At 70.9% G+C, this 21445-nt stretch carries 23 protein-coding genes; 16 read left to right on the forward strand and 7 right to left on the reverse strand.

The annotated features are described in order from the left end of the window. Positions 1 to 4 precede the first annotated feature (4 nt). Positions 5 to 1219 (forward strand): lipase family protein, encoded by a 1215-nt coding sequence (locus M8542_RS20390; RefSeq protein WP_372508560.1) that lies wholly within the window; start codon positions 5 to 7, stop codon positions 1217 to 1219. 3 nt (positions 1220 to 1222) lie between these two features. Here M8542_RS20390 and M8542_RS20395 read toward each other — a convergent pair whose 3' ends face one another. After that, on the reverse strand, positions 1223 to 1867 hold the full coding sequence (locus M8542_RS20395) for a cutinase family protein (RefSeq protein ID WP_257921795.1): 645 nt from the start codon (positions 1865 to 1867) through the stop codon (positions 1223 to 1225). A gap of 131 nt (positions 1868 to 1998) precedes the next feature. After that, a complete protein-coding gene (locus M8542_RS20400; RefSeq protein ID WP_257921796.1) occupies positions 1999 to 2667 on the reverse strand; it encodes a TetR/AcrR family transcriptional regulator in 669 nt (222 codons plus the stop codon). A gap of 70 nt (positions 2668 to 2737) precedes the next feature. Here M8542_RS20400 and M8542_RS20405 point away from each other — a divergent pair, with 70 nt between their 5' ends. Beyond that, positions 2738 to 3913, forward strand: coding sequence for a PucR family transcriptional regulator (locus M8542_RS20405; protein WP_257921797.1), 1176 nt, complete (start codon positions 2738 to 2740; stop codon positions 3911 to 3913). Positions 3914 to 3930: 17 nt separating this feature from the next. Here M8542_RS20405 and M8542_RS20410 read toward each other — a convergent pair whose 3' ends face one another. Further along, complete coding sequence (locus M8542_RS20410) at positions 3931 to 4785, reverse strand: SDR family oxidoreductase (protein ID WP_257921798.1); 855 nt, start codon at positions 4783 to 4785, stop codon at positions 3931 to 3933. 85 nt (positions 4786 to 4870) lie between these two features. On the opposite strand from M8542_RS20410, the gene M8542_RS20415 reads away from it, so the two are divergent. Further along, positions 4871 to 5263, forward strand: a complete 393-nt coding sequence (locus M8542_RS20415) for a winged helix-turn-helix transcriptional regulator (RefSeq protein WP_257921799.1) — start codon at positions 4871 to 4873, stop codon at positions 5261 to 5263. A gap of 6 nt (positions 5264 to 5269) precedes the next feature. Here the strand turns inward: M8542_RS20415 and M8542_RS20420 are convergent, their stop codons facing one another. Continuing rightward, positions 5270 to 5995, reverse strand: coding sequence for a hypothetical protein (locus M8542_RS20420; RefSeq protein WP_257921800.1), 726 nt, complete (start codon positions 5993 to 5995; stop codon positions 5270 to 5272). A gap of 57 nt (positions 5996 to 6052) precedes the next feature. Here M8542_RS20420 and M8542_RS20425 point away from each other — a divergent pair, with 57 nt between their 5' ends. The 7 genes from M8542_RS20425 to fgd are packed head-to-tail and all read left to right on the forward strand — an operon-like array spanning position 6053 to position 12069. Continuing rightward, positions 6053 to 6820 (forward strand): SDR family oxidoreductase, encoded by a 768-nt coding sequence (locus tag M8542_RS20425; protein WP_257921801.1) that lies wholly within the window; start codon positions 6053 to 6055, stop codon positions 6818 to 6820. Next, on the forward strand, positions 6817 to 7689 hold the full coding sequence (locus tag M8542_RS20430; RefSeq protein WP_257921802.1) for an SDR family oxidoreductase: 873 nt from the start codon (positions 6817 to 6819) through the stop codon (positions 7687 to 7689). Before M8542_RS20425 ends, M8542_RS20430 begins: the two co-directional genes overlap by 4 nt. Then, positions 7689 to 8429 carry an enoyl-CoA hydratase family protein gene (locus M8542_RS20435; protein ID WP_257921803.1) on the forward strand — a complete coding sequence of 247 codons (741 nt, stop codon included), beginning with the start codon at positions 7689 to 7691 and terminating at the stop codon, positions 8427 to 8429. Before M8542_RS20430 ends, M8542_RS20435 begins: the two co-directional genes overlap by 1 nt. After that, on the forward strand, positions 8419 to 9282 hold the full coding sequence (locus tag M8542_RS20440) for a CoA transferase subunit A (RefSeq protein ID WP_257921804.1): 864 nt from the start codon (positions 8419 to 8421) through the stop codon (positions 9280 to 9282). The genes M8542_RS20435 and M8542_RS20440 overlap by 11 nt, the downstream gene beginning before the upstream one ends. Then, entirely contained in the window at positions 9279 to 10010 is a 732-nt protein-coding gene (locus M8542_RS20445; protein WP_257921805.1) for a CoA-transferase subunit beta, read from the forward strand. Before M8542_RS20440 ends, M8542_RS20445 begins: the two co-directional genes overlap by 4 nt. Then, positions 10007 to 11062, forward strand: a complete 1056-nt coding sequence (locus tag M8542_RS20450) for an NAD(P)H-dependent flavin oxidoreductase (protein ID WP_257921806.1) — start codon at positions 10007 to 10009, stop codon at positions 11060 to 11062. The genes M8542_RS20445 and M8542_RS20450 overlap by 4 nt, the downstream gene beginning before the upstream one ends. 2 nt (positions 11063 to 11064) lie before the next feature. Continuing rightward, complete coding sequence (gene fgd, locus M8542_RS20455; RefSeq protein WP_257921807.1) at positions 11065 to 12069, forward strand: glucose-6-phosphate dehydrogenase (coenzyme-F420); 1005 nt, start codon at positions 11065 to 11067, stop codon at positions 12067 to 12069. On the opposite strand, the gene M8542_RS20460 is transcribed toward fgd, so the two are convergent. The 3 genes from M8542_RS20460 to M8542_RS20470 are packed head-to-tail and all read right to left on the reverse strand — an operon-like array spanning position 12070 to position 15133. After that, positions 12070 to 13221: an acetyl-CoA C-acetyltransferase gene (locus M8542_RS20460; RefSeq protein ID WP_257921808.1), complete on the reverse strand. Its 1152-nt coding sequence runs from the start codon at positions 13219 to 13221 to the stop codon at positions 12070 to 12072. An 8-nt stretch (positions 13222 to 13229) separates the two neighbouring features. Then, positions 13230 to 13991, reverse strand: a complete 762-nt coding sequence (locus tag M8542_RS20465) for an SDR family oxidoreductase (RefSeq protein ID WP_257921809.1) — start codon at positions 13989 to 13991, stop codon at positions 13230 to 13232. Continuing rightward, complete coding sequence (locus tag M8542_RS20470; protein WP_257921810.1) at positions 13988 to 15133, reverse strand: acyl-CoA dehydrogenase family protein; 1146 nt, start codon at positions 15131 to 15133, stop codon at positions 13988 to 13990. Before M8542_RS20470 ends, M8542_RS20465 begins: the two co-directional genes overlap by 4 nt. 82 nt (positions 15134 to 15215) lie before the next feature. Between M8542_RS20470 and M8542_RS20475 the strand changes: the two genes are divergently transcribed. From M8542_RS20475 to M8542_RS20500, 6 genes are all read left to right on the forward strand, one after another. Next, positions 15216 to 16748, forward strand: coding sequence for a FadD3 family acyl-CoA ligase (locus tag M8542_RS20475; protein ID WP_257921811.1), 1533 nt, complete (start codon positions 15216 to 15218; stop codon positions 16746 to 16748). Further along, a complete protein-coding gene (locus M8542_RS20480; RefSeq protein WP_257921812.1) occupies positions 16745 to 17590 on the forward strand; it encodes an enoyl-CoA hydratase in 846 nt (281 codons plus the stop codon). Before M8542_RS20475 ends, M8542_RS20480 begins: the two co-directional genes overlap by 4 nt. Further along, positions 17590 to 18720: an acyl-CoA dehydrogenase family protein gene (locus tag M8542_RS20485; protein WP_257921813.1), complete on the forward strand. Its 1131-nt coding sequence runs from the start codon at positions 17590 to 17592 to the stop codon at positions 18718 to 18720. The genes M8542_RS20480 and M8542_RS20485 overlap by 1 nt, the downstream gene beginning before the upstream one ends. Next, the gene (locus tag M8542_RS20490; protein WP_257921814.1) at positions 18717 to 19622 is read left to right on the forward strand and encodes an acyl-CoA dehydrogenase family protein; all 906 of its coding nucleotides are present in this window, start codon (positions 18717 to 18719) and stop codon (positions 19620 to 19622) included. Before M8542_RS20485 ends, M8542_RS20490 begins: the two co-directional genes overlap by 4 nt. Continuing rightward, positions 19619 to 20635: an acyl-CoA dehydrogenase family protein gene (locus tag M8542_RS20495; protein ID WP_257921815.1), complete on the forward strand. Its 1017-nt coding sequence runs from the start codon at positions 19619 to 19621 to the stop codon at positions 20633 to 20635. Before M8542_RS20490 ends, M8542_RS20495 begins: the two co-directional genes overlap by 4 nt. Positions 20636 to 20829: 194 nt before the next feature. Then, on the forward strand, positions 20830 to 21445 hold a 616-nt coding region (locus M8542_RS20500; protein WP_372508562.1), incomplete at its 3' end, for a DUF222 domain-containing protein.

A 21445-nucleotide genomic window follows, 5' to 3' on the forward strand; every position in this document is an offset into this window, starting at 1 on the left:
TGTGGTGAAGTCCGTCCTGTTCCGACGGGTCCTGTCCGCGCTGGTGGGCGTTTCGCTGGCGGCGCTGGGGGTGGTGGCCGCGAGCCCGCCCGCCGGGGCCGCGGCGGCCCCGATCCTGCCCGGGCCGTTCGACGACTCGTTCTACACCCCGCCGGCACCGTTGCCGGCCGGGAAACCCGGTGACGTCCTGCGCTGGCGGCCCACGGTGCCGCTGCTCAACGCCGCCAACGCCGACGCGTGGCAGGTCATGTACCTCTCGACCAACGCCCAGGGCAACCCGGACGCGGTGACCGGGACGATCCTGGTGCCGAAGGGCAAGAACCCGGCCACGGCCCCGATCGTCGGGTACGCCGTCGGCACGCAGGGGCCGGCGTTCAAGTGCACGGCGTCGAAGGCGATGGAACGCGGCACGCTCTACGACCAGCCCGCGATCAACGACTCGCTCTCCAGCGGGTACGCCGTCGCGGTGACCGACTACGAGGGCTACTCGCCGACGACCGTGCCGACCTACATCACCGGGCAGTCCGAGGGACCCGCGGTGATCGACTCGGTGCGGGCGGCGCAGAACCTGCCGTCGGCCAAGCTGGCCAAGTCCGCGAAGGTGATCTTCCAGGGCTACTCACAAGGTGGCGGCGCGTCGATGTGGGCGGGGGAGAAGCAGCCTTCGTACGCACCCGAGCTGAACGTCGTGGGCGTCGTGGCGGGCGGGGTTCCGGCCGATCTGACCGAGGTCGCCAAGGGGCTCGACGGGTACATCGGCTTCGGGTTCCTGGCCTTCGCGGCCGTCGGGCTCGACGCCGCGTACCCGGACCTGAAACTGGATTCCTACCTCAACGACACCGGCCGGCAGCAGCTGGGTGACGCCAAGAAGAACGCGTGCGTCGCCGAGCTGCTGCTGAACTACTCGTTCAAGAAGATCAGCGACTACACGACGTCCAACCCGCTGAACACACCGCAGTGGCAGGCGCGGCTGGCGCAGAACAAGCTCGGCGCGAACCCGCCGCGGGTGCCGGTGTTCCAGTACCACGCGAGCACCGACGAGATCGTCAACACCCCGCAGGCGGAGGCATTGCACCGGACGTACTGCGCGGCCGGGGTCCGTGAGCAGTGGCAGACCTACATCTCCGACCACGCCACGGGAATCCTGGCCGGGAACGGGGACGCCCACCAGTGGATCGTCAAGCGCTTCAACGGCGACCCCGCCCCGGCCAACTGCTGAGGGTCAGACCTTGCTCGCGGCGAAGGCGGCGGCGTCGGAGGCGTCGCCGCCATAGCTCAGGTGGGCCAGGAAGTTGGCGCCGCCGGCTTGGCAGATCGGGTCGCCGTCAGCGCAGTAGTCCTTGGTGCGGCTCTGGTACGGGCCGGTGATCTCGCGGCCGACCGACCGGATCGGGTTGCCGAACACCAGGATCGCGGCGATCCGCGGGGCCAGCTCCGCCGGGATGGTCGCCACGATCGGGCCGCCGACGATCGCGCCGTCGCTGCTGATCCCGATCGAGTTGTCGACGACGTTGGCGCCCTGGGAGTAGCCGACGAGCACGAACCGCTGCTGCGGACAGGCCGCGGCCTGCGTCTTGACGTGGTTGACCAGGTCGGTGTTGCCCTTCTGCACCGACGCGGGCTCACCCAGGTCGGCCGGGTAGTTCACCGGATAGCTGCTCAGCGAGCGGGGCCGCAGCGCGTTCTGCACGGCCTGGTAGACGGGGTCGCCGACGATGATGCCGAGGGTCCCGGGTTCGAAGGTGCCGCGGGCCACCGGCACGTCGACGTCGGCGCACGACGCGGCGGCGGCCACCGGTGCGGTGGCGACGGCGAACCCGGCGGCGGCGAGGACGGCCGTGGTGGCGGCGGAAAGCAGACGGTTCATGGCTGATCACACCTCTGGTGGGAAAGCGGAATGTCCGCAAACGCTTTCCCGAAACGCCGGAAATGGCAAGAGGGCGTTCGAGCCGGGGAATTTTGTTGTTTCGCCGCTGACAAAGAGTCCGATGTGGACGCTCAGGTGGGACACTGCCGGGTGTCGTCGACGCGCTCCAGCAACGCGGGATCGAGGCCCCGCAGCGCCGCCATGACGAACCCCGTGGCGAGTTCCCCGGCCGCGATCGGGTCGACGCCGGGTGAGTGCGAGACGTGCATCGCGGCCCGCCCGACCAGGCCGACCATCATCGCGGCGAGCAGGTCCGCGCCGGCGCCCGGAGTGCGGCCGTGGGCGATCAGGTGCTCCCGGACGCGGGTGACGACGTGGGTGGTGACGGTGTCGGCCAAGGCCCGGCGCTCGTTCGACATTTCGTCGACGGCGGAGTCGAACAGCATCCGGAACCCGGCCGGGTGCGCGCCGGCGTAGCTGAACATGGCCATCACGGAAAGCCGGACGCGCTCCTCGAGCGGGCTTTCGCTCGAGGATTCGTACGCGGTGAGGACCCATTCCCGCACCGCCGCGACCTCGCGGCGCACGGTGGCGCGGAACAACGCGGCCTTGTCGCCGAAATGCGCGTACAGGGTCGGTTTGGTGGAGTCGGCGCGCTCGGCGATCAGGCCCATGGTCGCCTGCGCGTACCCGCGCTCGGCGAACACCGCGCGGGCGGCGTCGAGCAGTTCGTCGTCGGTGGGCCGGGCGGCCGGGCTGCGACGGGTGCTGGATCGATCAGGGGGCCTCGGCCGGCTCATGCGGGTGTACTCTACGCTTTACTGCTCGGTAAAGCTCGCTCCGTCGCTCGTTCTCCGGTGGAGGAACCTTTTGTCTGGCGACAGTGCTCGGCAGCGTGACCCGGCGGCGCCGGAGGTGCGCGGGAGGGCGGAGCTGGCCGCGCTCATGCGCCCGGCCGTTCCGGCGCTGGTCGACTGGATCGTCCGCGAGGTCTGGCGGACCGTCCCGGTGTACGCGCGGCCAGGCTCCTACGGCCACGTGACCCGCCAAGGCGTCGAGTGCGCGGTGGTGCTCTTCGTCGACCTCGTCGAGGATCCCCTGGCCCCGCGCGACCGGTTGTACGAGACGTGCCGGCGCCTCGGCGCCGGCGAAGCGCACGAGGGCCGGACGCTCGACGACCTCCAGGCGGCCTACCGCGTGGGCACCCGGGCGGGCTGGGGCTGGATCATGCGGCTGGGTCGCCGCCACCGGCTGTCGTCGGCGGTCATGGCGCAGCTCGCGGAAATGCTGTTCGGGTACGCCGACGAGCTGGCCCGGATGTCGATGCGCGGGCACCGTGAGGCTCAGGCGGAGCTCGAGGGCGCGCAGGCGGGCCTGCGCCGCCGGCTGGTGCGGCTGATCACGGGCCCGGGCACGGTCCCGGCCGCGGTGGTGAACGAGCTCGCGGCGGCGGTCGGCTGGCCGGTGCCGCCGAAGGTGGCGGCGGTCGCCGTCGAGTCGGTGGTCGACGCGTCCTTCGCCCCGGAGGTGCTGACGGACTTCGAAGCGCCCCAACCACTTCTGCTGCTGCCGGCCCCGGCCGACGCCCGCTGCCTGACGGGCCTCGGCGTGCGCGTCGCGGTCGGGCCGCCGGTGGACCCTTCGGCGGGCGCGCATTCCCTGCGCTGGGCCCGCGCGGCACTGCAGCTGGTGACGGCGGGCGCGCTGCCGGACACCCCGGTGACGTGGTGCGCGGAGCACTTGACGACGTTGTGGCTGCTGGCCGACGTCGAGCTGGCGGACCAGGTGGCCCGGCAGGAGCTGGCCCCGCTCGCCCAGTTCGCCGACCGGACCCGCCGGCGCCTGGGGGAGACGTTGCTGTCGTGGCTGGAGAACGGCGGCAACTCGGAGAAGATCGCGCTCGACCTCTCGGTCCACCCGCAGACGGTCCGCTACCGCGTCCGCCAGCTGAAGCAGGCGTTCGGCGAGCGGCTGGACGACCCGTCGGCCCGGTTCGCGATGCAGGCCGCGCTGCGGGCCTCGACGTTGCGCTCCCGGGGAGCGTGAGCGGCTGGTGCCGCCCCTCAGCTCCCGACCAGCTCGCGGACCGCTTCGGCCAGCGGGGTCGTCGGGCGGCCGATGAGCTTGCGCAGGTCGCCCGAGGCCGACGACAGTTCGCCCGCCGCGATGCCCCGGTCGGCGTCGGCGAGCATGGCCGCCACCGGCTCCGGCAGGCCCGCCGCGACGAGGGCGCGCTGGTGTTCGGCGGTCGGAAGGTCCGTGTAGGACACCGGCTTGCCCGCCGCGGCCGCGAGCGCCGCGGCGAAGTCGGGGTAGCTCCACGGCTCGTCGCCCGCCAGCTCATACACGCGGCCCACGTGGCCTTCGCCGGTGAGGACCTCGACGGCCGCCGCCGCGAAGTCGGCGCGCGGGACACCGCCCAGCCGGCCCTTGCCCGCGCTGCCCGCGAAGGAGCCCGTCGCCAGGGCCTGGGCGACCGTGGCCGCGTAGTTCTCGGTGTACCAGCCATTGCGCAGGAACGTGAACGGCACGCCCGAGGCGCGGATGACCGCTTCGGTGGCCTTGTGGTCGGGCGCGACGAACAGCTTCGTCGTGTCCGCGCCGAGCACGCTCGTGTAGGCGAGGTGGCTCACCCCGGCCTCGCGGGCGGCCGTGACGACGGCCTCGTGCTGGGCGAGCCGCTGCCCGGGCGTGCTGCTCGAGATCAGCAGCACCTTGTCCGCGCCGGCGAACGCGGTCGCGAGCGACGCCGGGTCGTCGTAGTCGGCGTGGCGCACCTGCACCCCGCGCGCGGCGAACCCGGCGGCCTTCTCCGGATCCCGCACGGCGGCGACGACTTCGGTGGGCGGAACCCGCTTCAGCAGGCCTTCGACGACCAGGCGGCCGAGCCGGCCGGTGGCTCCGGTGACGACGATCATGGCTTCTCCTCATTCCTGAGTGCTTACCACCAGAATGTACTAACTTTTCGAAAGTGCCAACTCCCGGTGCGGTACGGTGGGCGACATGAGCGACGAGCTGGACGAGCACGGGCAGGTGCTGTTCGACGTGTTCGCGCAGGCGTGCACGTCCCGCGCGACGCTCGAGCACATCACCGGCCGCTGGGGCATCCTGGCGATGGTCGCGCTCCACGACGGCACGCTCCGGTTCAACGCCCTGCGCCGCCGGGTCTCCGGCGTGAGCGAAAAGATGCTCGCCCAGACCCTGCAGGCCCTCGAGCGCGACGGCTTCGTGCACCGCGAGGCCCAGCCGACGATCCCACCGAAGGTCGAATACAGCCTCACCGCGCGCGGCCGCCGGACGGCGGCACTGCTGCTGGCCCTCATCGAGGACGTCGAGGGGCAGATGCCCGAGGTCATGGCCGCCAATGCGGAGTACGACGCCGCCAAGCAGTCGTAACGGGTTCTAGTTCGCCCAGGGCAGCCGCACGGCTTCGAGCTCGGGATCGTCCAGCAGGGCCTCGATCAAGGCCGGCGGGCCGACGACCTTGGTGCCCCAGAGGTCGTAGTCGGTGCCGAGGCACCACGAGTGATCGTCGGGCCAGAGGTTCGAGGGGCTGAAGTCGACTTCGCAGTCGTCGTAGAGGCATTCGGCGTCGCCGAGGCGTCCGGCGCGCACCACGAGGTTCTCGAGGTCTGGGAACCCGAGTGTTGCCGGGCTGTAGTAGGCGAGGGACGGCGTATCCGCGCCGGCGGGGCTGTGTTCGGCGAGCAGGGTGATCAGCCGGATCCAGGTTTCCCGGTCGAGGCTCCCCTCGGTGGGCGGGATGATGCCGAGTGGCCAGCTGCCGTCCTTCTTCGCCGAAGGGAAACACTGGTAGCCGGGCAGTGATCCCTCGGGTACGACGGGGTCGCCGGTGCGCTCCGCGAGGTCCGCCCAGCGCAACCGCCGCCAGCCGGGGCCGGGGTGCCCGGCGCGGCCCAGCCCGCCGCCCGTCGTGACGGTCGTGGTTTCGAGATCGATGCCGCCGACGGTGATCGGTTCGATGCTGCCGTCGGCGACACGGGCCTGCCGGTACTCCTGGTAGGTCGTGCCGGTCGGCCCGTGTTCGTGCTCGTACATCGCGTTGAGCACCCAGGCCGCGTCGGGCATCGCCGGGGGCAGGAAACCGGTCGATCCGTACCCGCTCATGATCGCACCCGGGCCACCGACCTTGCCCAAAGTAAGAACGTGTTCTAGTTTTGGGGAGTGAAGACCGATCTGGGCCTGACCGGCGCCGTGGTGCTGGTGACCGGCGGCGTCCGCGGCGTGGGCCGGGGCATCACCGACGTGTTCCTCGCCCACGGCGCCCACGTCGTCACCTGCGCGCGGCACGAAACGCCCACGGACGCCGAGTTCGTGACCTGCGACGTCCGGGACGAAGACCAGGTCAGCACCTTGATCGACACGATCGTCGGGAAGCACGGCCGCCTCGACGTCGTCGTCAACAACGCCGGCGGTGCCCCCTTCGCGCCCGCCGCCACCGCCTCGCCGCGGCTGCACGACAAGATCGTCCAGCTGAACCTGCTGGCTCCGCTGCTGGTCTCCCAGAAAGCCAATGCGGTCATGCAGCGCCAAGACCACGGCGGGTCGATCGTGATGATCTCCAGCGTCAGCGGCACCCGCGCGTCGCCGGGCACCGCGGCCTACGGTGCCGCGAAGGCCGGGCTCGACAACCTGACCGCCAGCCTCGCCGTCGAGTGGGCGCCGAAGGTGCGGGTCAACGCGCTCGACGTCGGCATGGTGCGCACCGAGCAGGCCCACCTGCACTACGGCAGCGAGGCCGCCGTCGAAGCGGTTGGCAAGACCGTGCCGCTCGGCCGCCTGGCCGAGCCCGCGGAGATCGGCGCGTGCGCCGCGTTCCTCGCCTCCGGCCTGGCTTCCTACGTCTCCGGCGCGACTCTGCGCGTCCACGGCGGCGGTGAGGTCCCGGCGTTCCTCGCCGCGGCCGACGTCAACCAACGGGAGGATTCGTGAGCAGGTTGTGCCAGGACCGGGTGGTCGTGGTGACCGGCGCCGGCCGCGGCATCGGGCGGGCGCACGCGCTCGCCTTCGCCGCCGAGGGCGCGCCGGTGGTGGTGAACGACCTGGACGGGGCCGCCGAGGTCGTCGCCGAAATCGAGGCCCTGGGCGGGAAAGCGGTGGCGCACACCGCCGACGTCGCCGACTGGGCCGGGGCGAAGACCCTCGTCGACACCGCCCTGAAGACCTTCGGCCGCCTGGACGTGCTGGTGAACAACGCCGGCTTCGTCCGCGACCGGATGCTGGTCAACCTCGGCGAAGACGAGTGGGACGCGGTGGTCCGCGTGCACCTCAAAGGCCACTTCGCTCCGCTGCGGCACGCCGCGGAGCACTGGCGGGCCGAGGCGAAGGCCGGTCGGACGCCGAGTGCCCGCGTCATCAACACCAGCTCCGGCGCGGGCCTGCTCGGCAGCGTCGGCCAGGGCAACTATTCGGCCGCGAAGGCGGGCATCGCCGGGCTGACCGTCGTCGCGGCGGCCGAGCTGGCGCGCTACGGCGTGACGGTGAACGCGATCGCGCCGGCCGCGCGGACCCGGATGACCGAGGCCGTCTTCGCGTCGATGGCCCGGCCCGAAGCCGGCTTCGACGCGATGGCCCCGGAAAACGTGTCGCCGCTGGTGGTCTGGCTGGGCAGCGAAGAGTCCGCGCACGTCACCGGCCGCGTCTTCGAGGTCGAGGGCGGCAAAGTCGCGCTCGCGCAGGCGTGGCGGCACGGCCCGGTCGTCGACAAGGGCGAGCGGTGGGACCCGGCCGAGCTCGGCCCGGTGGTGAAGGACCTGCTCGAGCGCGCGCCCGAGCCCGAACCCGTCTACGGAGCGAGCTGATGGGCATCCTCACCAAGCGCGACGCGCACATCGAGACCGTCACGGTCGACTTCCCGCCGGTCAACGCGCTGCCCGTGCGGGGCTGGTTCGACCTGGCCGAGACCATCCTGAAGGCCGGGAAGGACCCCGACGTCCACGTCGTCGTGCTCCGCGCGGAAGGCCGCGGGTTCAACGCGGGTGTGGACATCAAGGAGATCCAGCGCAGTGAAGGCTACGACGCGCTCGTCGGCGCGAATCGCGGCTGCTACGCGGCTTTCGGGGCCGTCTACGACTGCGAAGTCCCGGTGGTCGCCGCGGTGCACGGATTCTGTCTCGGCGGCGGGATCGGATTGGTCGGCAACGCGGACGTGATCGTGGCGTCCGAAGACGCCACCTTCGGCGTTCCCGAGGTCGAGCGCGGCGCGCTGGGCGCGGCCACCCACCTGGCCCGGCTGGTCCCGCAGCACCTCATGCGCACCCTCTACTTCACCGCGCGCACCATCACCGCCGCCGAACTGCACGCGCACGGCTCGGTCTACCAGGTCGTGCCGCGTGCCGAACTCGACGACGCCGCGCTGGCCGTCGCCCGGGACATCGCGAAGAAGGACCCGCGGGTCATCCGGGCGGCCAAAGAGGCCCTGAACGGCATCGACACCCAGCAGGTGCACCGCAGCTACCGCTTCGAGCAGGGCTTCACCTTCGAGCTCAACCTGCTCGGCGCGTCCGACGAAGCCCGCGAGGAGTTCTTGAATGGCCGATAAGCGCACGACCGCCGACGACGTCGCGGCGGAGCTGAGGGACGGCATGACCGTCGGCATCGGCGGCTGGGGTTCCCGGCGCAAGCCGATGGCGCTGGTCCGCGCGATCCTCCGCACCCCCGTGAAAGACCTGACCGTGGTCTCCTACGGTGGCCCGGACGTCGGCCTGCTGTGTGCGGCCGGCAAGGTCAAACGCGTCGTGTTCGGGTTCGTCACCCTGGACTCGATCCCGTTCGACCCGTGGTTCGGCCGCGCCCGCGAGACCGGCGCGATCGCCGTCACCGAGTACGACGAGGGCATGTTCGGCGCGGCGCTTTCCGCGGCCGCGCAACGGCTTCCGTTCCTCCCGACGCGCGCCGGGCTCGGCTCGGAGGTGATGCGCGCCAACCCGGATCTGCGGACCGTGCGTTCGCCTTACGCCGACGGCGAGGAGCTGGTCGCGGTCCCGGCGCAGCACCTCGACGTCGCGCTCGTGCACCTCAACCGCGCCGACGCCCGCGGCAACGCCCAGTACCTCGGCCCGGACCCGTACTTCGACGACTTGTTCTGCCTCGCGGCGGAAAAGCGGTTCGTCTCGGTCGAGAAAGTCGTCGACACCCCCGAGCTGGTGGCGGGCGGGCCGGTGCAGTCGCTGCTGCTCAACCGCGGCAGCGTCGACGGCGTCGTCGAGGCGCCACGCGGCGCGCACTTCACGACGGCGGTGCCGGACTACGGCCGCGACGAACGGTTCCAGCGGCACTACGCGTCCTGTGCCAAGGATCCCGAGGCGTGGCCGGCGTTCGTGGACCGGTTCCTGTCCGGCGACGAGCCGCGGTATCTGTCCGAAGTGGACAAGTTCGAGGCGGAGGCGGCATGAGCGCGACCCGGGCCGAGATCGCCGTCGTGGCGGTGGCCGAGCTGTTCCGCGGTGACGGTGAGATCGTCGCCAGCCCGATGGGCCTGATCCCGCAGCTGGGCGCGAAACTCGCGCGCCTGACGTTCGAACCCGACCTGCTGATGTCCGACGGCGAGGCGTACCTGCTCACCGCGGATGGCGTGGTCGAGGGCTGGCAGCCGTTCCGCAAGATGCTCGACACGATCGTCCCGCACGGCCGGCGGCACGTCGTCATGGGCGCCAACCAGGTCGACCGCTACGGCAACCAGAACATCTCCGCCATCGGCGACCACGCCCACCCGAAGAAGCAGCTCCTCGGGGTGCGCGGCGCGCCTGGCAACACGGTCAACCACCGCACCAGCTACTGGGTGCCGCGGCACAGCCCCCGCGTCTTCGTGGACACTGTGGACGTTGTTTCGGGCGTGGGCTACGACAACGCCGCGAAGGCCGGGCCCGCCGCCGAGAAGTTCCACGACGTCCACCGGGTGGTGACGAACCTCGGCGTGTTCGACTTCGGGGGCGCCGACCACGCGATGCGGGCGGTGTCACTGCACCCCGGCGTCACCCGCGAGGACGTCGAGGCCGCGACGTCGTTCGAGATCGACTTCGACGGAGTGAGCACCAGCCGCGAGCCCACCGACGAGGAACTGCGGCTGATCCGGGACGTCCTGGACCCGAAGAGCCTGCGCGACAAAGAAGTCCCGGCGTGAAGACCGCGCTCACCGAGCTGGTCGGCGTCGAGCACCCGGTCGTGCAGACCGGGATGGGCTGGGTGGCGGGCCCGCGGCTGGTCTCGGCGACGGCCGAAGCGGGCGCCCTCGGCATCCTGGCGTCGGCCACCATGACCTTCCCCGAGCTCGAAGCCGCGATCACCGAGGTCAAGAAGCGCACGGAGAAGCCGTTCGGCGTGAACCTCCGCGCCGACGCGGCCGATGCCGGCGAGCGCGTCGACCTGCTGATCCGCGAGGGCGTGAAGGTCGCTTCGTTCGCACTGGCGCCTCGCAAGGAGATGATCGCCAAACTGCGGGACCACGGCATCGTCGTGATCCCGTCGATCGGCGCCGCCCGCCACGCCGAGAAGGTCGCCGCCTGGGGCGCCGACGCCGTCATCGTCCAAGGCGGCGAAGGCGGCGGGCACACCGGGGGAGTGGCGACCACGCTGCTGCTGCCGTCGGTCCTGGACGCCGTCGACATCCCGGTCGTGGCCGCGGGCGGGTTCTTCGACGGGCGCGGGCTCGCCGCGGCCCTGTCCTACGGCGCGGCCGGCGTCGCGATGGGCACCCGGTTCCTGCTCAGCAAGGAGAGCACGGTCCCGGACGAGGTCAAGCGCGTCTACCTCGAGCAGGGGCTCACCGGGACGGTCGTCACCCGGCGCGTCGACGGCCTGCCGCACCGCGTGCTGCGCACCGACCTCGTCGAGAAGCTCGAACGCACCGGCCGGCTGCGGAGTCTCGCGCAGGCCGCGCGCAACGCGCTGCGGTTCCGGAATATCACCGGACTGTCCCCGGTTGCCATGGTGAAAGAGGGCCTTGCGATGAAGCACGGCCACGATCTGACCTGGAGTCAGCTGGTCATGGCGGCCAACACCCCGATGCTGTTGCGGGCGGGGCTGGTCGACGGCCGGACGGACGCCGGAGTGCTAGCGTCGGGACAGGTGGTGGGCATGATCCACGACCTGCCCACGGTGGCCGGGATCGTCGAGGGCACAGTGGCCGAGGCAGGTGAGATCCTGCGGCGACTCGGCCGGGAAACGGGAGGATGAGCGTGACGCTCAAGGTCGGTTACAAGGCGTCGGCGGAGCAGTTCGGACCGCGGGACCTGGTCGAGTACGCGGTGCGTGCCGAAGAGGTCGGCCTCGACTCGGTCTGGGTGTCGGACCACTTCCTGCCGTGGCGGCACGAAGGCGGCCACGCGCCGTGGGCGCTGGCGTGGATGCCGGCGGTCGCGGAGCGGACGAAGCGGGTGCAAATCGGCACGAGCGTGCTGACCCCGACGTTCCGGTACAACCCGGCGGTGATCGCGCAGGCGTTCGCGACGATGTCGCTGCTGTCGGGCGGCCGCGTGATCCTCGGCGTCGGGTCCGGCGAGGCGCTGAACGAGATCGCCGTCTCCGGTCGCGAGTGGCCGGAGTTCAAGGAGCGCTTCGCCCGGCTGCGTGAGTCGATCAAGCTGATCCGCGAGCTGTGGACCAGCGACAACGTGAACTTCAAGGGCGACTACTACGAGCTGGTCGACGCCAAGATCTACGACCGCCCGGAGCAGCCGGTGCCGGTCTACATCGCCGCGGGTGGGCCGGTGGTGGCCAAGTACGCGGGCCGCGCGGGCGACGGGTTCATCTGCACCTCGGGCAAGGGGATGGACCTCTACACCGAGAAGCTGATGCCCGCGGTGAAGGAAGGCGCGGAGGCGGCCGAGAAGACCGTCGAGGACGTCGACCGGACCATCGAGATCAAGCTGTCCTACGACCGCGACCACGAGAAGGCCCTGGAGAACACCCGGTTCTGGGCGCCGCTGTCGCTGTCGGCGGAGCAGAAGCACAGCGTGACCTCGGCCGAGGAGATGGAGCGCCTGGCCGACGAGCTGCCGATCGAGCAGGTCGCCAAGCGCTGGATCGTGGCGTCGGACCCGGACGAGGCCGTGGCCCAGATCAAGCCGTACCTGGACGCGGGCCTCAACCACCTCGTCTTCCACGGCCCGGGCCACGACCAGGAGCGCTTCCTGAGCCAGTTCAGCGAGGACGTGCTCCCGAAGCTGCGCGCCCTGGGCTGATCACAGCCGTTCGATGATGGTGACGTTGGCGGTGCCGCCGCCCTCGCACATCGTCTGCAGCCCGTAACGACCCTCGCGGCGCTCCAGCTCGTGCAGGAGCGTCGCGAGGAGCTTCGTCCCGGTCGCCCCGATGGGGTGACCGAGGGCGATGCCGCCGCCGTTGACGTTCACCTTCGCCGGGTCCGCGCCCGTCTCGTCCAGCCAGGCCAGCACCACGCTGGCGAACGCCTCGTTGACCTCGAACAGGTCGATGTCCTCGATCGTGAGCCCGGCCTTGCGGAGAGCGTGCGACGTCGCCGGGATCGGCCCGGTCAGCATCCACACCGGGTCCGCCGCGCGCACCGACAGGTGGTGGATCCGCGCCCGCGGTGTCAGGCCGTGCTCCTCGACGAACGCCTCGGACGCGAGCAGGGCCGCGCTGGCGCCGTCGGAGATCTGGCTGGCCACCGCGGCCGTCAGGCGCGACTCCGGCGAGAGCGGCTTCAGGCCGCGCATCCGTTCGAGGGACGTGTCCCGGCGCGGCCCCTCGTCGCGGCGGAAGCCGTCGACCGGCACGATCTCCGAGTCGAACCGGCCTTCGTCGATGGCCGCCAAGGCCCGCTGGTGGCTGCGGTAGGCGTACTCCTCCATGGCCGCACGGCTGATGTCCCAGTGCTCGGCGATCATGTCGGCGCTGCGGAACTGCGACACCTCGACGCTGCCGTAGCGCTCCTGCCAGCCCTTCGAGCCCGAAAACGGGTCCTCGAAGCCGTATTCGCGCCCGGCCAGCATCGCCGCGCTGATCGGGATGCGGCTCATGTTCTGCACCCCGCCGGCCAGCACCAGGTCCTGCGTCCCCGACATGACCGCCTGCGCGGCGAAGTGCACGGCCTGCTGGCTCGACCCGCACTGCCGGTCGATCGTCACGCCGGGCACGTGGTCGGGCAGGCCGGCCGCCAGCCACGCGGTGCGCGCGAGGTTGCCCGACTGCGGGCCGAGGGTGTCGGTGCAGCCGAGGATGACGTCGTCGACGAGGTCCGGCTCGACCCCGGCCCGCTCGACCACCGCCTGGATGACGTGCGCGCCGAGGTCGGCGGAGTGCCACCCGGACAGCGCGCCGCCGCGCCGGCCGACCGGGGTGCGGACCGCGTCGAGGAGGAAGGCTTCGGGCACGGGAGCTCCTAGGGGTGCTGGCTGCTGACGGAGACGACTTCGCCGGTGAGGTAGCTCGCGTAGTCGCTGGCGAGGAAGACCATGACGTTGGCGACCTCCCACGGTTCGGCCGCGCGACCGAACGCCTCCTGCTTGGTGAGGTCGGCCAGGAGCTCGTCGCTGGTCACCTTGGCCAGGAACGGGTGCATGGCGAGGCTGGGCGCGACGGCGTTGATCCGGATGCCGTGTTCGGCGGCGTCCAGCGCGGAGCAGCGGGTCAGCGCCATGACACCCGCTTTCGCGGCCGCGTAGTGCGCCTGCCCGGCCTGGGCGCGCCAGCCGATCACCGACGCGTTGTTGACGATCGCGCCCCCGCCGCCCTGGGCGACGAACTGCTTCAGCGCCGCGCGGGTGCAGCGGAACGTTCCGGTGAGAGTGATGTCGAGAACGCGGGACCACTCGTCATCGGTCATCTCCAGCACCGACTTCGTGCCGCCCAAACCGGCGTTGTTGACCATGACGTCGATCCGGCCGAAGTGGTCCACCGCGCCGTCGATCAGCGCTTGGACCTGGTCTTCCCGCGTGACGTCGCACGGGATCGCGTGGACGTCGCCGAGTTCGGCGGCCTTCTCCTTGAGCCGCCGCTCGTGCCAGTCGCTGATGACGACCTTCGCGCCCTCCTCGAGACAGCGCTTGGCCACGGCCGAGCCGATCCCGGTGCCGGCCGCGGCGGTGACCACGACGACCTTGCCGGCGAGCAGGTCGTGGCCGGGTGGGTACTGCGGGATCACGGGCGGGCCTCCCGGGGCAGGCCGAGCACGCGCTCGGCGATGATGTTGCGTTCGATCTCGTCCGAGCCGCCGTAGATCGTGTCGGCGCGGGTGAACAGGTAGAGGTTCTGCCAGTCGTCCAGCTCGGCGCCGTCGGCGACCAGGGACCGCGCCCCGCGGGCCCGTACCGCCAGCTCACCGAGCCCGCGGTGCCACTGCGCCCACAGCAGCTTCCCGACGGCGACCTCGGGCCCGGCCGGGCGGCCGAGCGTGCGCAGGGCGTGCGCGCGCAGCACCCGCAGGCCCATCCGGGCGCGGGTGAGGTCGGCACGGAGCAGGGGATCGTCGTAGGTGCCGAGCCGTTTCGCCTCGGCGACGATCTCGTCGAGCTCGCGGCGGAAGCCGATCTGCTGGCCGAGCGTCGAGACGCCGCGTTCGAAGCCGAGGGTGGCCATGGCGATCTTCCAGCCGTCGCCCGGTTCGCCGACGACGAGGTCCGCGTCCGTGCGGGCGTCGTCGAAGAAGACCTCGTTGAACTCGGAAGTGCCGGTGAGCTGCTGGATCGGCCGCACGGTGACGCCGTCCTGGCGCAGCGGCACCAGCAGGTAGGACAGCCCGTGGTGGCGCTGGGACCCGGGTTCGGTGCGGGCCACGACGAAGCACCAGTCGGCCACGTGCGCCAGCGACGTCCAGATCTTCTGGCCGTTGACGACCCACGTGCCGTCACGCTGCACGGCGCTGGTGGAGACGGCGGCGAGGTCGGAGCCGGCGCCGGGTTCGGAGTAGCCCTGGCACCAGAGTTCCTCGACGGCGACGATCTTGGGCAGGAACCGGTGCTGCTGCTCCGGCGTGCCGAACGCGATGAGCGTCGGGCCGAGCAGCTGCTCGCCGATGTGGTTGACGCGCGCCGGCGCGCCCGAGGCCGCGTACTCCTCGTGGAAGGCGACCTGCTCGTCCAGCGAAAGGCCCCGGCCCCCGAATTCGGCGGGCCAGCCGACGCAGGTCCAGCCCGCGGCGGCCAGGTGCCGTTCCCAGGCCAGGCGCAGGTCGAAGGCCTCGTGCTCGCGGCCCGGGCCGCCGAGACCGCGCAGCTCGGCGAACTCGCCGGTCAGGTTGTCGGCGAGCCAGGCCGCGACCTCGCGGCGGAATCGCGTCGGTTCCACGCTCGCCTCCTTGCTGCCGGGCCGGTCCGGGACCTAGGGTAATGAGAACACGTTCTAGTTTGCCGGTCCAGAGGAGGGTGCGGTGGGACAGACCACGATCCCGGCCGTCGTCCGCGATGCCGCCGCGAAGTTCGGCGCCGCGGAGGCACTGGTCGACGGTTCCCTGCGCCTCGGTTTCGCCGAGCTACTGGAACGTGTTCAGTCGGTCGCGCGGGCCTTCGCCGCCCGCGGCGTGCAGCCCGGCGACCGGGTCGCCCTCAACCTGCCCAACACCCACCACTGGGTGCTGGCCGGGCTGGGCGCGCTCTACGCCGGCGCGTCACTCGTGCCGGTCAACACCCGCTTCACCGCCACCGAGACCGTCGACCTGCTGGTCCGCGGCCGCGTCAAAGCGCTGGTCGTGGCGGCCGACTTCCTCGGCGCCGACCGCCACGCCGCCATCCGGGCGACCGGCGTCGACCTGCCGGACCTCGCCACCGTCGTCCGGGTGCCGCTGGAGCAGCCGCACCGGCCGGTGCCCGGCACCCTGGGCTGGACGGAGTTCCTGGACCTCGCCGGGCAGGTGCCGCTCGCCGAAGCCGAGGCACGCGCGGACGCGGTGCGGCCCGACGACGTCAGCGACATTCTGTTCACCTCCGGCACGACCGGCCGCTCGAAGGGCGTGCTCTCGGCCCACCGCCAGGTGGTCGACGTCGCGGCGGCGTGGGCGGACTGCGGCCAGGTCACCGCCGACGACCGGTACCTGGTGATCAACCCGTTCTTCCACAGCTTCGGCTACAAGGCCGGGATCGTGGTCGGGCTGCTGACCGGCGCCACGATCGTCCCGCAGGCGGTGTTCGACGTGCGGGGCGCCCTCGACGTGATCGAGCGGGAGCGGATCTCGGTCCTGCCGGGCGCGCCGACGATCTTCCAGTCGCTGCTGGGGGAGTCCCGGCGCGGCGATCTGTCGTCGCTGCGGCTCGCGGTCACCGGCGCCGCCGACGTGCCCGCGTCGCTGGTCCGCCGGATGCGGTCCGAGCTGGGCTTCGAGACCGTCCTCACCGCGTACGGCCTCACCGAGGCGGTGGTCGTGACGATGTGCCGCCCCGGTGACGACGCCGAGCTCGTGTCCCGCACGTCCGGCCGCGCGACCGCCGGGTTCGAGGTCGAGATCCACGGCTCACCCGGCGAGGTCGTGCTCCGCGGGCCGAACGTGATGCTCGGCTACCTCGACGACCCCGAGGCCACCGCCCGCGCGATCGACGAGCAGGGCCGGCTGCACACCGGCGACGTCGGCGAGCTCGACGCCGCCGGCAACCTCACGCTCACCGGCCGGCTCAAGGACATGTACCTCTGCGGCGGCTTCAACGTCTACCCGGCCGAGGCCGAGCACGTCCTCACCGAGCTCGACGGCGTGCGCGACGTCGCCGTCGTCGGCGTGCCGGACGAGCGGCTCGGCGAGGTCGGCAAGGCGTTCGTCGTCGGCGACGGGCTCACTGCGGCCGACGTGCTCGCGTTCTGCCGCGAGCGACTGGCCAACTACAAGACCCCGCGGTTCGTCGCGTTCGTCGACGCGCTGCCCCGCAACGCTTCCGGCAAGGTGCTGAAGCGGCTGCTGACCGAGGAGAACGCATGAGTGAACCGGTGGTCCGTTCCGAGCGGCGCGGGCCGGTCGCGGTCGTCACGATGAACCGGCCGGACTACCGCAACGCGCAGAACTCGGCGATGACGTACGCGCTCGACGACGCCTTCACCGACGCCGTGAACGACACCGAGGTCAAGGTGATCGTGCTGGCGGGGGAGGGGAAGCACTTCTCGGCCGGGCACGACATCGGCAGCCCGGGCCGCGACGCGGACCAGTCTTTCGACCGGCGCGCGGTGATGTGGTGGGACCACATCGACCGGGCCGGGGGAGACCAGCGCTTCGCCCGCGAGTCCGAGGTCTACCTCGGGATGTGCCGGCGGTGGCGGGAGATCCCGAAGCCGATGATCGCCAGCGTCCAGGGCGCGTGCATCGCGGGCGGGCTGATGCTGGCCTGGGTGTGCGACCTGATCGTCGCGGCCGACGACGCGTTCTTCGCCGATCCGGTGGTGCGGATGGGCATCCCGGGCGTCGAGTACTTCGCGCACCCGTGGGTGCTGGGTCCGCGGGCCGCCAAGGAGGTCCTGTTCACCGGCGAGCGGTTCACCGTCCAGCAGGCCAAGGAATGGGGCATGGTCACGCGGATCGTGCCGCGTGCCTCGCTCGAACAGGAAACCCTGGCGCTGGCGGAGAAGATCAGCGGGATGCCGCCGTTCGGGCTGGCGCTGGCGAAGAAGGCCGTCAACCAGGCCGAGGACCTGATGGGCCTGCGGTCCGGCATGGACTCCGTGTTCGGCCTGCACCACCTGGCGCACGCGCACAACGCGGAGACGTCGGAAGACTCGCTCGGCGGGCAGTCCGCGCGGTCGATGCGCGACGCGAACAAGGGGGCTTGATGGACCTCGACATCGACGAGGCGTCCGCGGCCTTCCGCGACGAGGCTCGTTCCTGGCTGGCCGCGCACGTCCGGGCGTTGCCCTCGATGGACACCGCTTCGGGGTTCACCGCGCATCGGGAATGGGAAGCCGAACTCGCCGAAGCGCGGTGGTCGGTCGTGTCGTGGCCCGCCGAGTACCACGGGCGGGACGCGTCGATGCTGCAGTGGCTGCTGTTCGAAGAGGAGTACTACGCGTCGGGCGCGCCGGGCCGGGTGAGCCAGAACGGGATCTTCATGCTCGGCCCGACGTTGTTCGCCCACGGCACGCAGGAGCAGCGCGACCGGATCCTCCCGGCGATGGCCCGCGGCGACGAGGTGTGGGCGCAGGCGTGGTCGGAACCCGAGGCGGGCAGCGACATCGCGGCGTTGCGCAGCACGGCGGTGCGGACCGACGGCGGCTGGTTGCTGTCGGGCCAGAAGACGTGGAGTTCGCGCGCGGCCTTCGCCGACCGCGCGTTCGGGCTGTTCCGCACGGATCCTTCCGCGCAACGCCACCACGGCCTGACGTACTTCATGGCCGACCTGCGTGCCTCCGGGGTGACGGTCCGGCCGATCCCGCAGCTGGACGGCGAGCCCGGGTTCGCCGAGATCTTCTTCGACGACGTCTTCGTGCCCGACGCGGACGTGATCGGCTCGGTGGGGGAGGGCTGGCGGGTGGCCATGACGACGGCCAACAACGAACGCGGCCTGTCGTTGCGCTCCCCGGGCCGCTTCCTCGCCGCGGCTTCCCAGCTCGTGGACCTCTGGCGCGCCTCGGGTGCTCCGGAGTCCACAAAGGACCGCGTCGCCGACGCCTGGATCCGCGCGCGGGCGTACCAGCTCTACACGTTCGGCACGGTGAGCCGCCTCGCCGACGGCGGCGAGCTGGGCCCGGAGTCCAGCGTGAACAAGCTGTTCTGGTCACACCTCGACGTCGCCCTCCACGAGACGGCCCTCGACGTGCTCGGCCCGGCCGCGGAGACTGACGCGGACTGGGTCAATGGCTACCTGTTCTCCCTCGCCGGGCCCATCTACGGCGGCACCGACCAGATCCAGCGCAACACGATCGCCGAACGGCTGCTGAACCTGCCCCGGGAGGCCCGCCGATGAAGTTTCAGCTCTCGCCGGAGCAACGCCAGTTCTCCGCATCCCTTCACGACTTCCTGGCCGGCGCGGAAACCGCGGCCGTCGCCCGGGCCTGGGCCGCGGGGGAGCACGACCGGGGCCTGAAGCTCTGGCGCGGGCTCGCCGAACTCGGGGTGCCCGCGCTGCTGGCCGATCCGGGACTCGACGCCTCACTGGTCGACGTCGTCGTTGCCTGCGAAGCACTCGGCTACCACGCTGTGCCCGGCCCGGTGATCGAGACGATCGCTGTCGCCCCTTCGTTGCTGACGGACCGGCTTTCGTCGCTGGCGGCCGGCGACCTGCTCGTCACCGTCGTCGCCCCACCGGAAGTGCCGCTCGCCCTGGACGCCGACGTCGCCGGCGTGGTCCTGGACCTGACCGGCGCGGAGCTCACCGAGGCGTCTTCGTCGCCGGTCCCGTCGATCGACCCGGCTCGGCGCCTCTTCCAGGTGGCGGCCTCTGCTTCGGCCCCTTCACGCGCGTTCGACCAGGGTGTGCTGGCGGTCGCCGCGCAGCTGCTCGGCGCGGGTCAGTGGCTTCTGGACGCGTCGGTGGCGTACGCGAAGCAGCGGAGTCAGTACGGTCGCGAGATCGGTTCGTACCAGGCGATCAAGCACCTGCTGGCCGACGTCGCGACGCAGCTGGAGCTGGCCCGCCCCCTCCTGTACGGCGCGGCGGTGGCCGACTCGACGTTCACCCGAGATGTCTCGGCGGCGAAGGTCATGGCCGGCGACGCCGCTTACCTGGCGGCGCGGACGGCCATGCAGGTCCACGGCGCGATCGGCTACACGGCCGAACACGATCTGGGCCTGCGGCTGACGAAGGTGCGTGCGCTGGCCGGCGCGTGGGGGACCGGGTCGTTCCACCGGGCGCGGGTGCTGCGATGACCGATCCGCTGGAGACGGAGGAATCCCAGGCGTTGCGTTCGACGGTCCGGACGCTGCTGACGCGCCGGTCGGCGGTCCGCACCGCGATGGAGTCACCCCTCGGCTACGACGACAAGCTCTGGTCGACGTTGTGCGAGCAGATCGGTGTTGCTGGGCTTGCCATCCCTTCGCAATACGGGGGCTTGGGTGCTGGGTTGGCCGAGGTTTGTGTCGTTCTCGGAGAGCTTGGCCGCACTCTGACTCCGGCCCCCATGCTGGGTTCCGCTGTTTTGTGCGGGGAGGCTCTTCTTCGCTCGGGCAACCACTCGGCTTGCTCGCGTCTTCTGCCGGGTATTGCCGCTGGTACCACGTTGGCCGCGCTCGCTTGGTCCGATCCCGACTGGGCGCCTGGGCTTTCTGTTTCTTCCTCGGGTCTCGACGGGCGTGCTCACTACGTTCTTGACGGTGATCTCGCGGATGTTCTTCTCGCTGTTGCTCGGACTTCGGATGGTCTCGGTCTTTTCGAGGTTCCTCTTTCGGGTGTTCGTCGCTCGCGCGTCACGACCTTGGATCCTACTCGGCGGCTTGCTGTTGTGGACTTTTCGTCTGCTCCCGCTCGGCGTCTCGACGTTTCTGGTTTTCCGTTGCCTCTCGTCCTGGAGACTGCCGCTGTCGCTGTTGCCGCTGAGCAGGTTGGGGCGGCTTCGCGGGCTTTGGAGCTGACCGTGGAGTATGCTCAGCAGCGGCGGCAGTTTGGGCGGGCTATTGGGTCCTTTCAGGCTTTGAAGCATCGGATGGCTGATGTTCATGTTCATGTCGAGGCTGCTCGGTCTGCTCTCTATGCTGCTCTTGTTGATGGGGATTCCGATGCTGTTTCTGCTGCTCGGGTTGTTTGTGGTGAGGCCTTTTCTCATGCTGCTGCTGAGATGATTCAGATGCATGGGGGGATTGCTATTACCTGGGAACATGATGCTCATCTTTACTTCAAGCGGGCTCATGGGAGTTCTCTGCTTTTCGGCCCGTGGCCTTACTGATACGGCTTCGCCGGGGCGTGGGAAATCGGCGCCCTGTGGTCTCTTCCTGCTGTGGCTGGTAGCGCCGATTCCCCACGCAACGAATCTCTCCCTAGCTTTGCTGCTGTGGCCGGTGTTCTGTGGTCCGGACAGTTCGTTAGCCTGCCACCCCTTCGTGTGATGAACTGGTGTTCGAACCCCGGTAATCTTGGGGTGTGGACAGAAACTTCGCCTGGCAAGCCGATGCGGTCGCACTCGCCGACCGGATCAGCACCCTGCTGGGCGTCGTGCGGACCGCCGAAGCCGAGCTTGGGTCGCTGCTCGTGGAAATCGAAACCCGCGGCGTCCTGGAACTCTTCGGCTACCGCTCGGTTCCCCACCTGCTGGCACAGCTGGCCGACATCCCCAAGTCGACCGCCGAGAAGCTCCTCAAGCGGGCCCGGACCCTCAACTCCTCCCGCGCTCTGGACGGCACCCCGATCCCCGCGATCGCTCCCGCCACCGGCTCGGTCGCTGCCACCGGTTCGCTGAGCAATCCGATGATCGACACGATCGTTGAGACACTGACCCAGATCCCGCCCGAGCACCGCGAGGAAGCCGAAGCCAGCCTGCTCACCTTCGCCGAAGACTCCGGGCACAAGCAGGTCGCTGCCCTGGGCGCACGGATCGTGGCCCACCTCAACCCCGACGGCACCCAGCCCGACGAGACCGAACCCGCCACCCCCCAGCGCGAACTCTCCCTCCGCCGGAAACGAACCGGCATCTGGGAACTCACCGGTCATCTCGACGATGAAACCGGCACCTGGGCCAGCGCCCTGCTGGACTCCCTCG

Source organism: Amycolatopsis iheyensis, from assembly GCF_024703995.1.
GTDB classification, from domain to species: Bacteria; Actinomycetota; Actinomycetes; order Mycobacteriales; family Pseudonocardiaceae; genus Amycolatopsis; species Amycolatopsis iheyensis.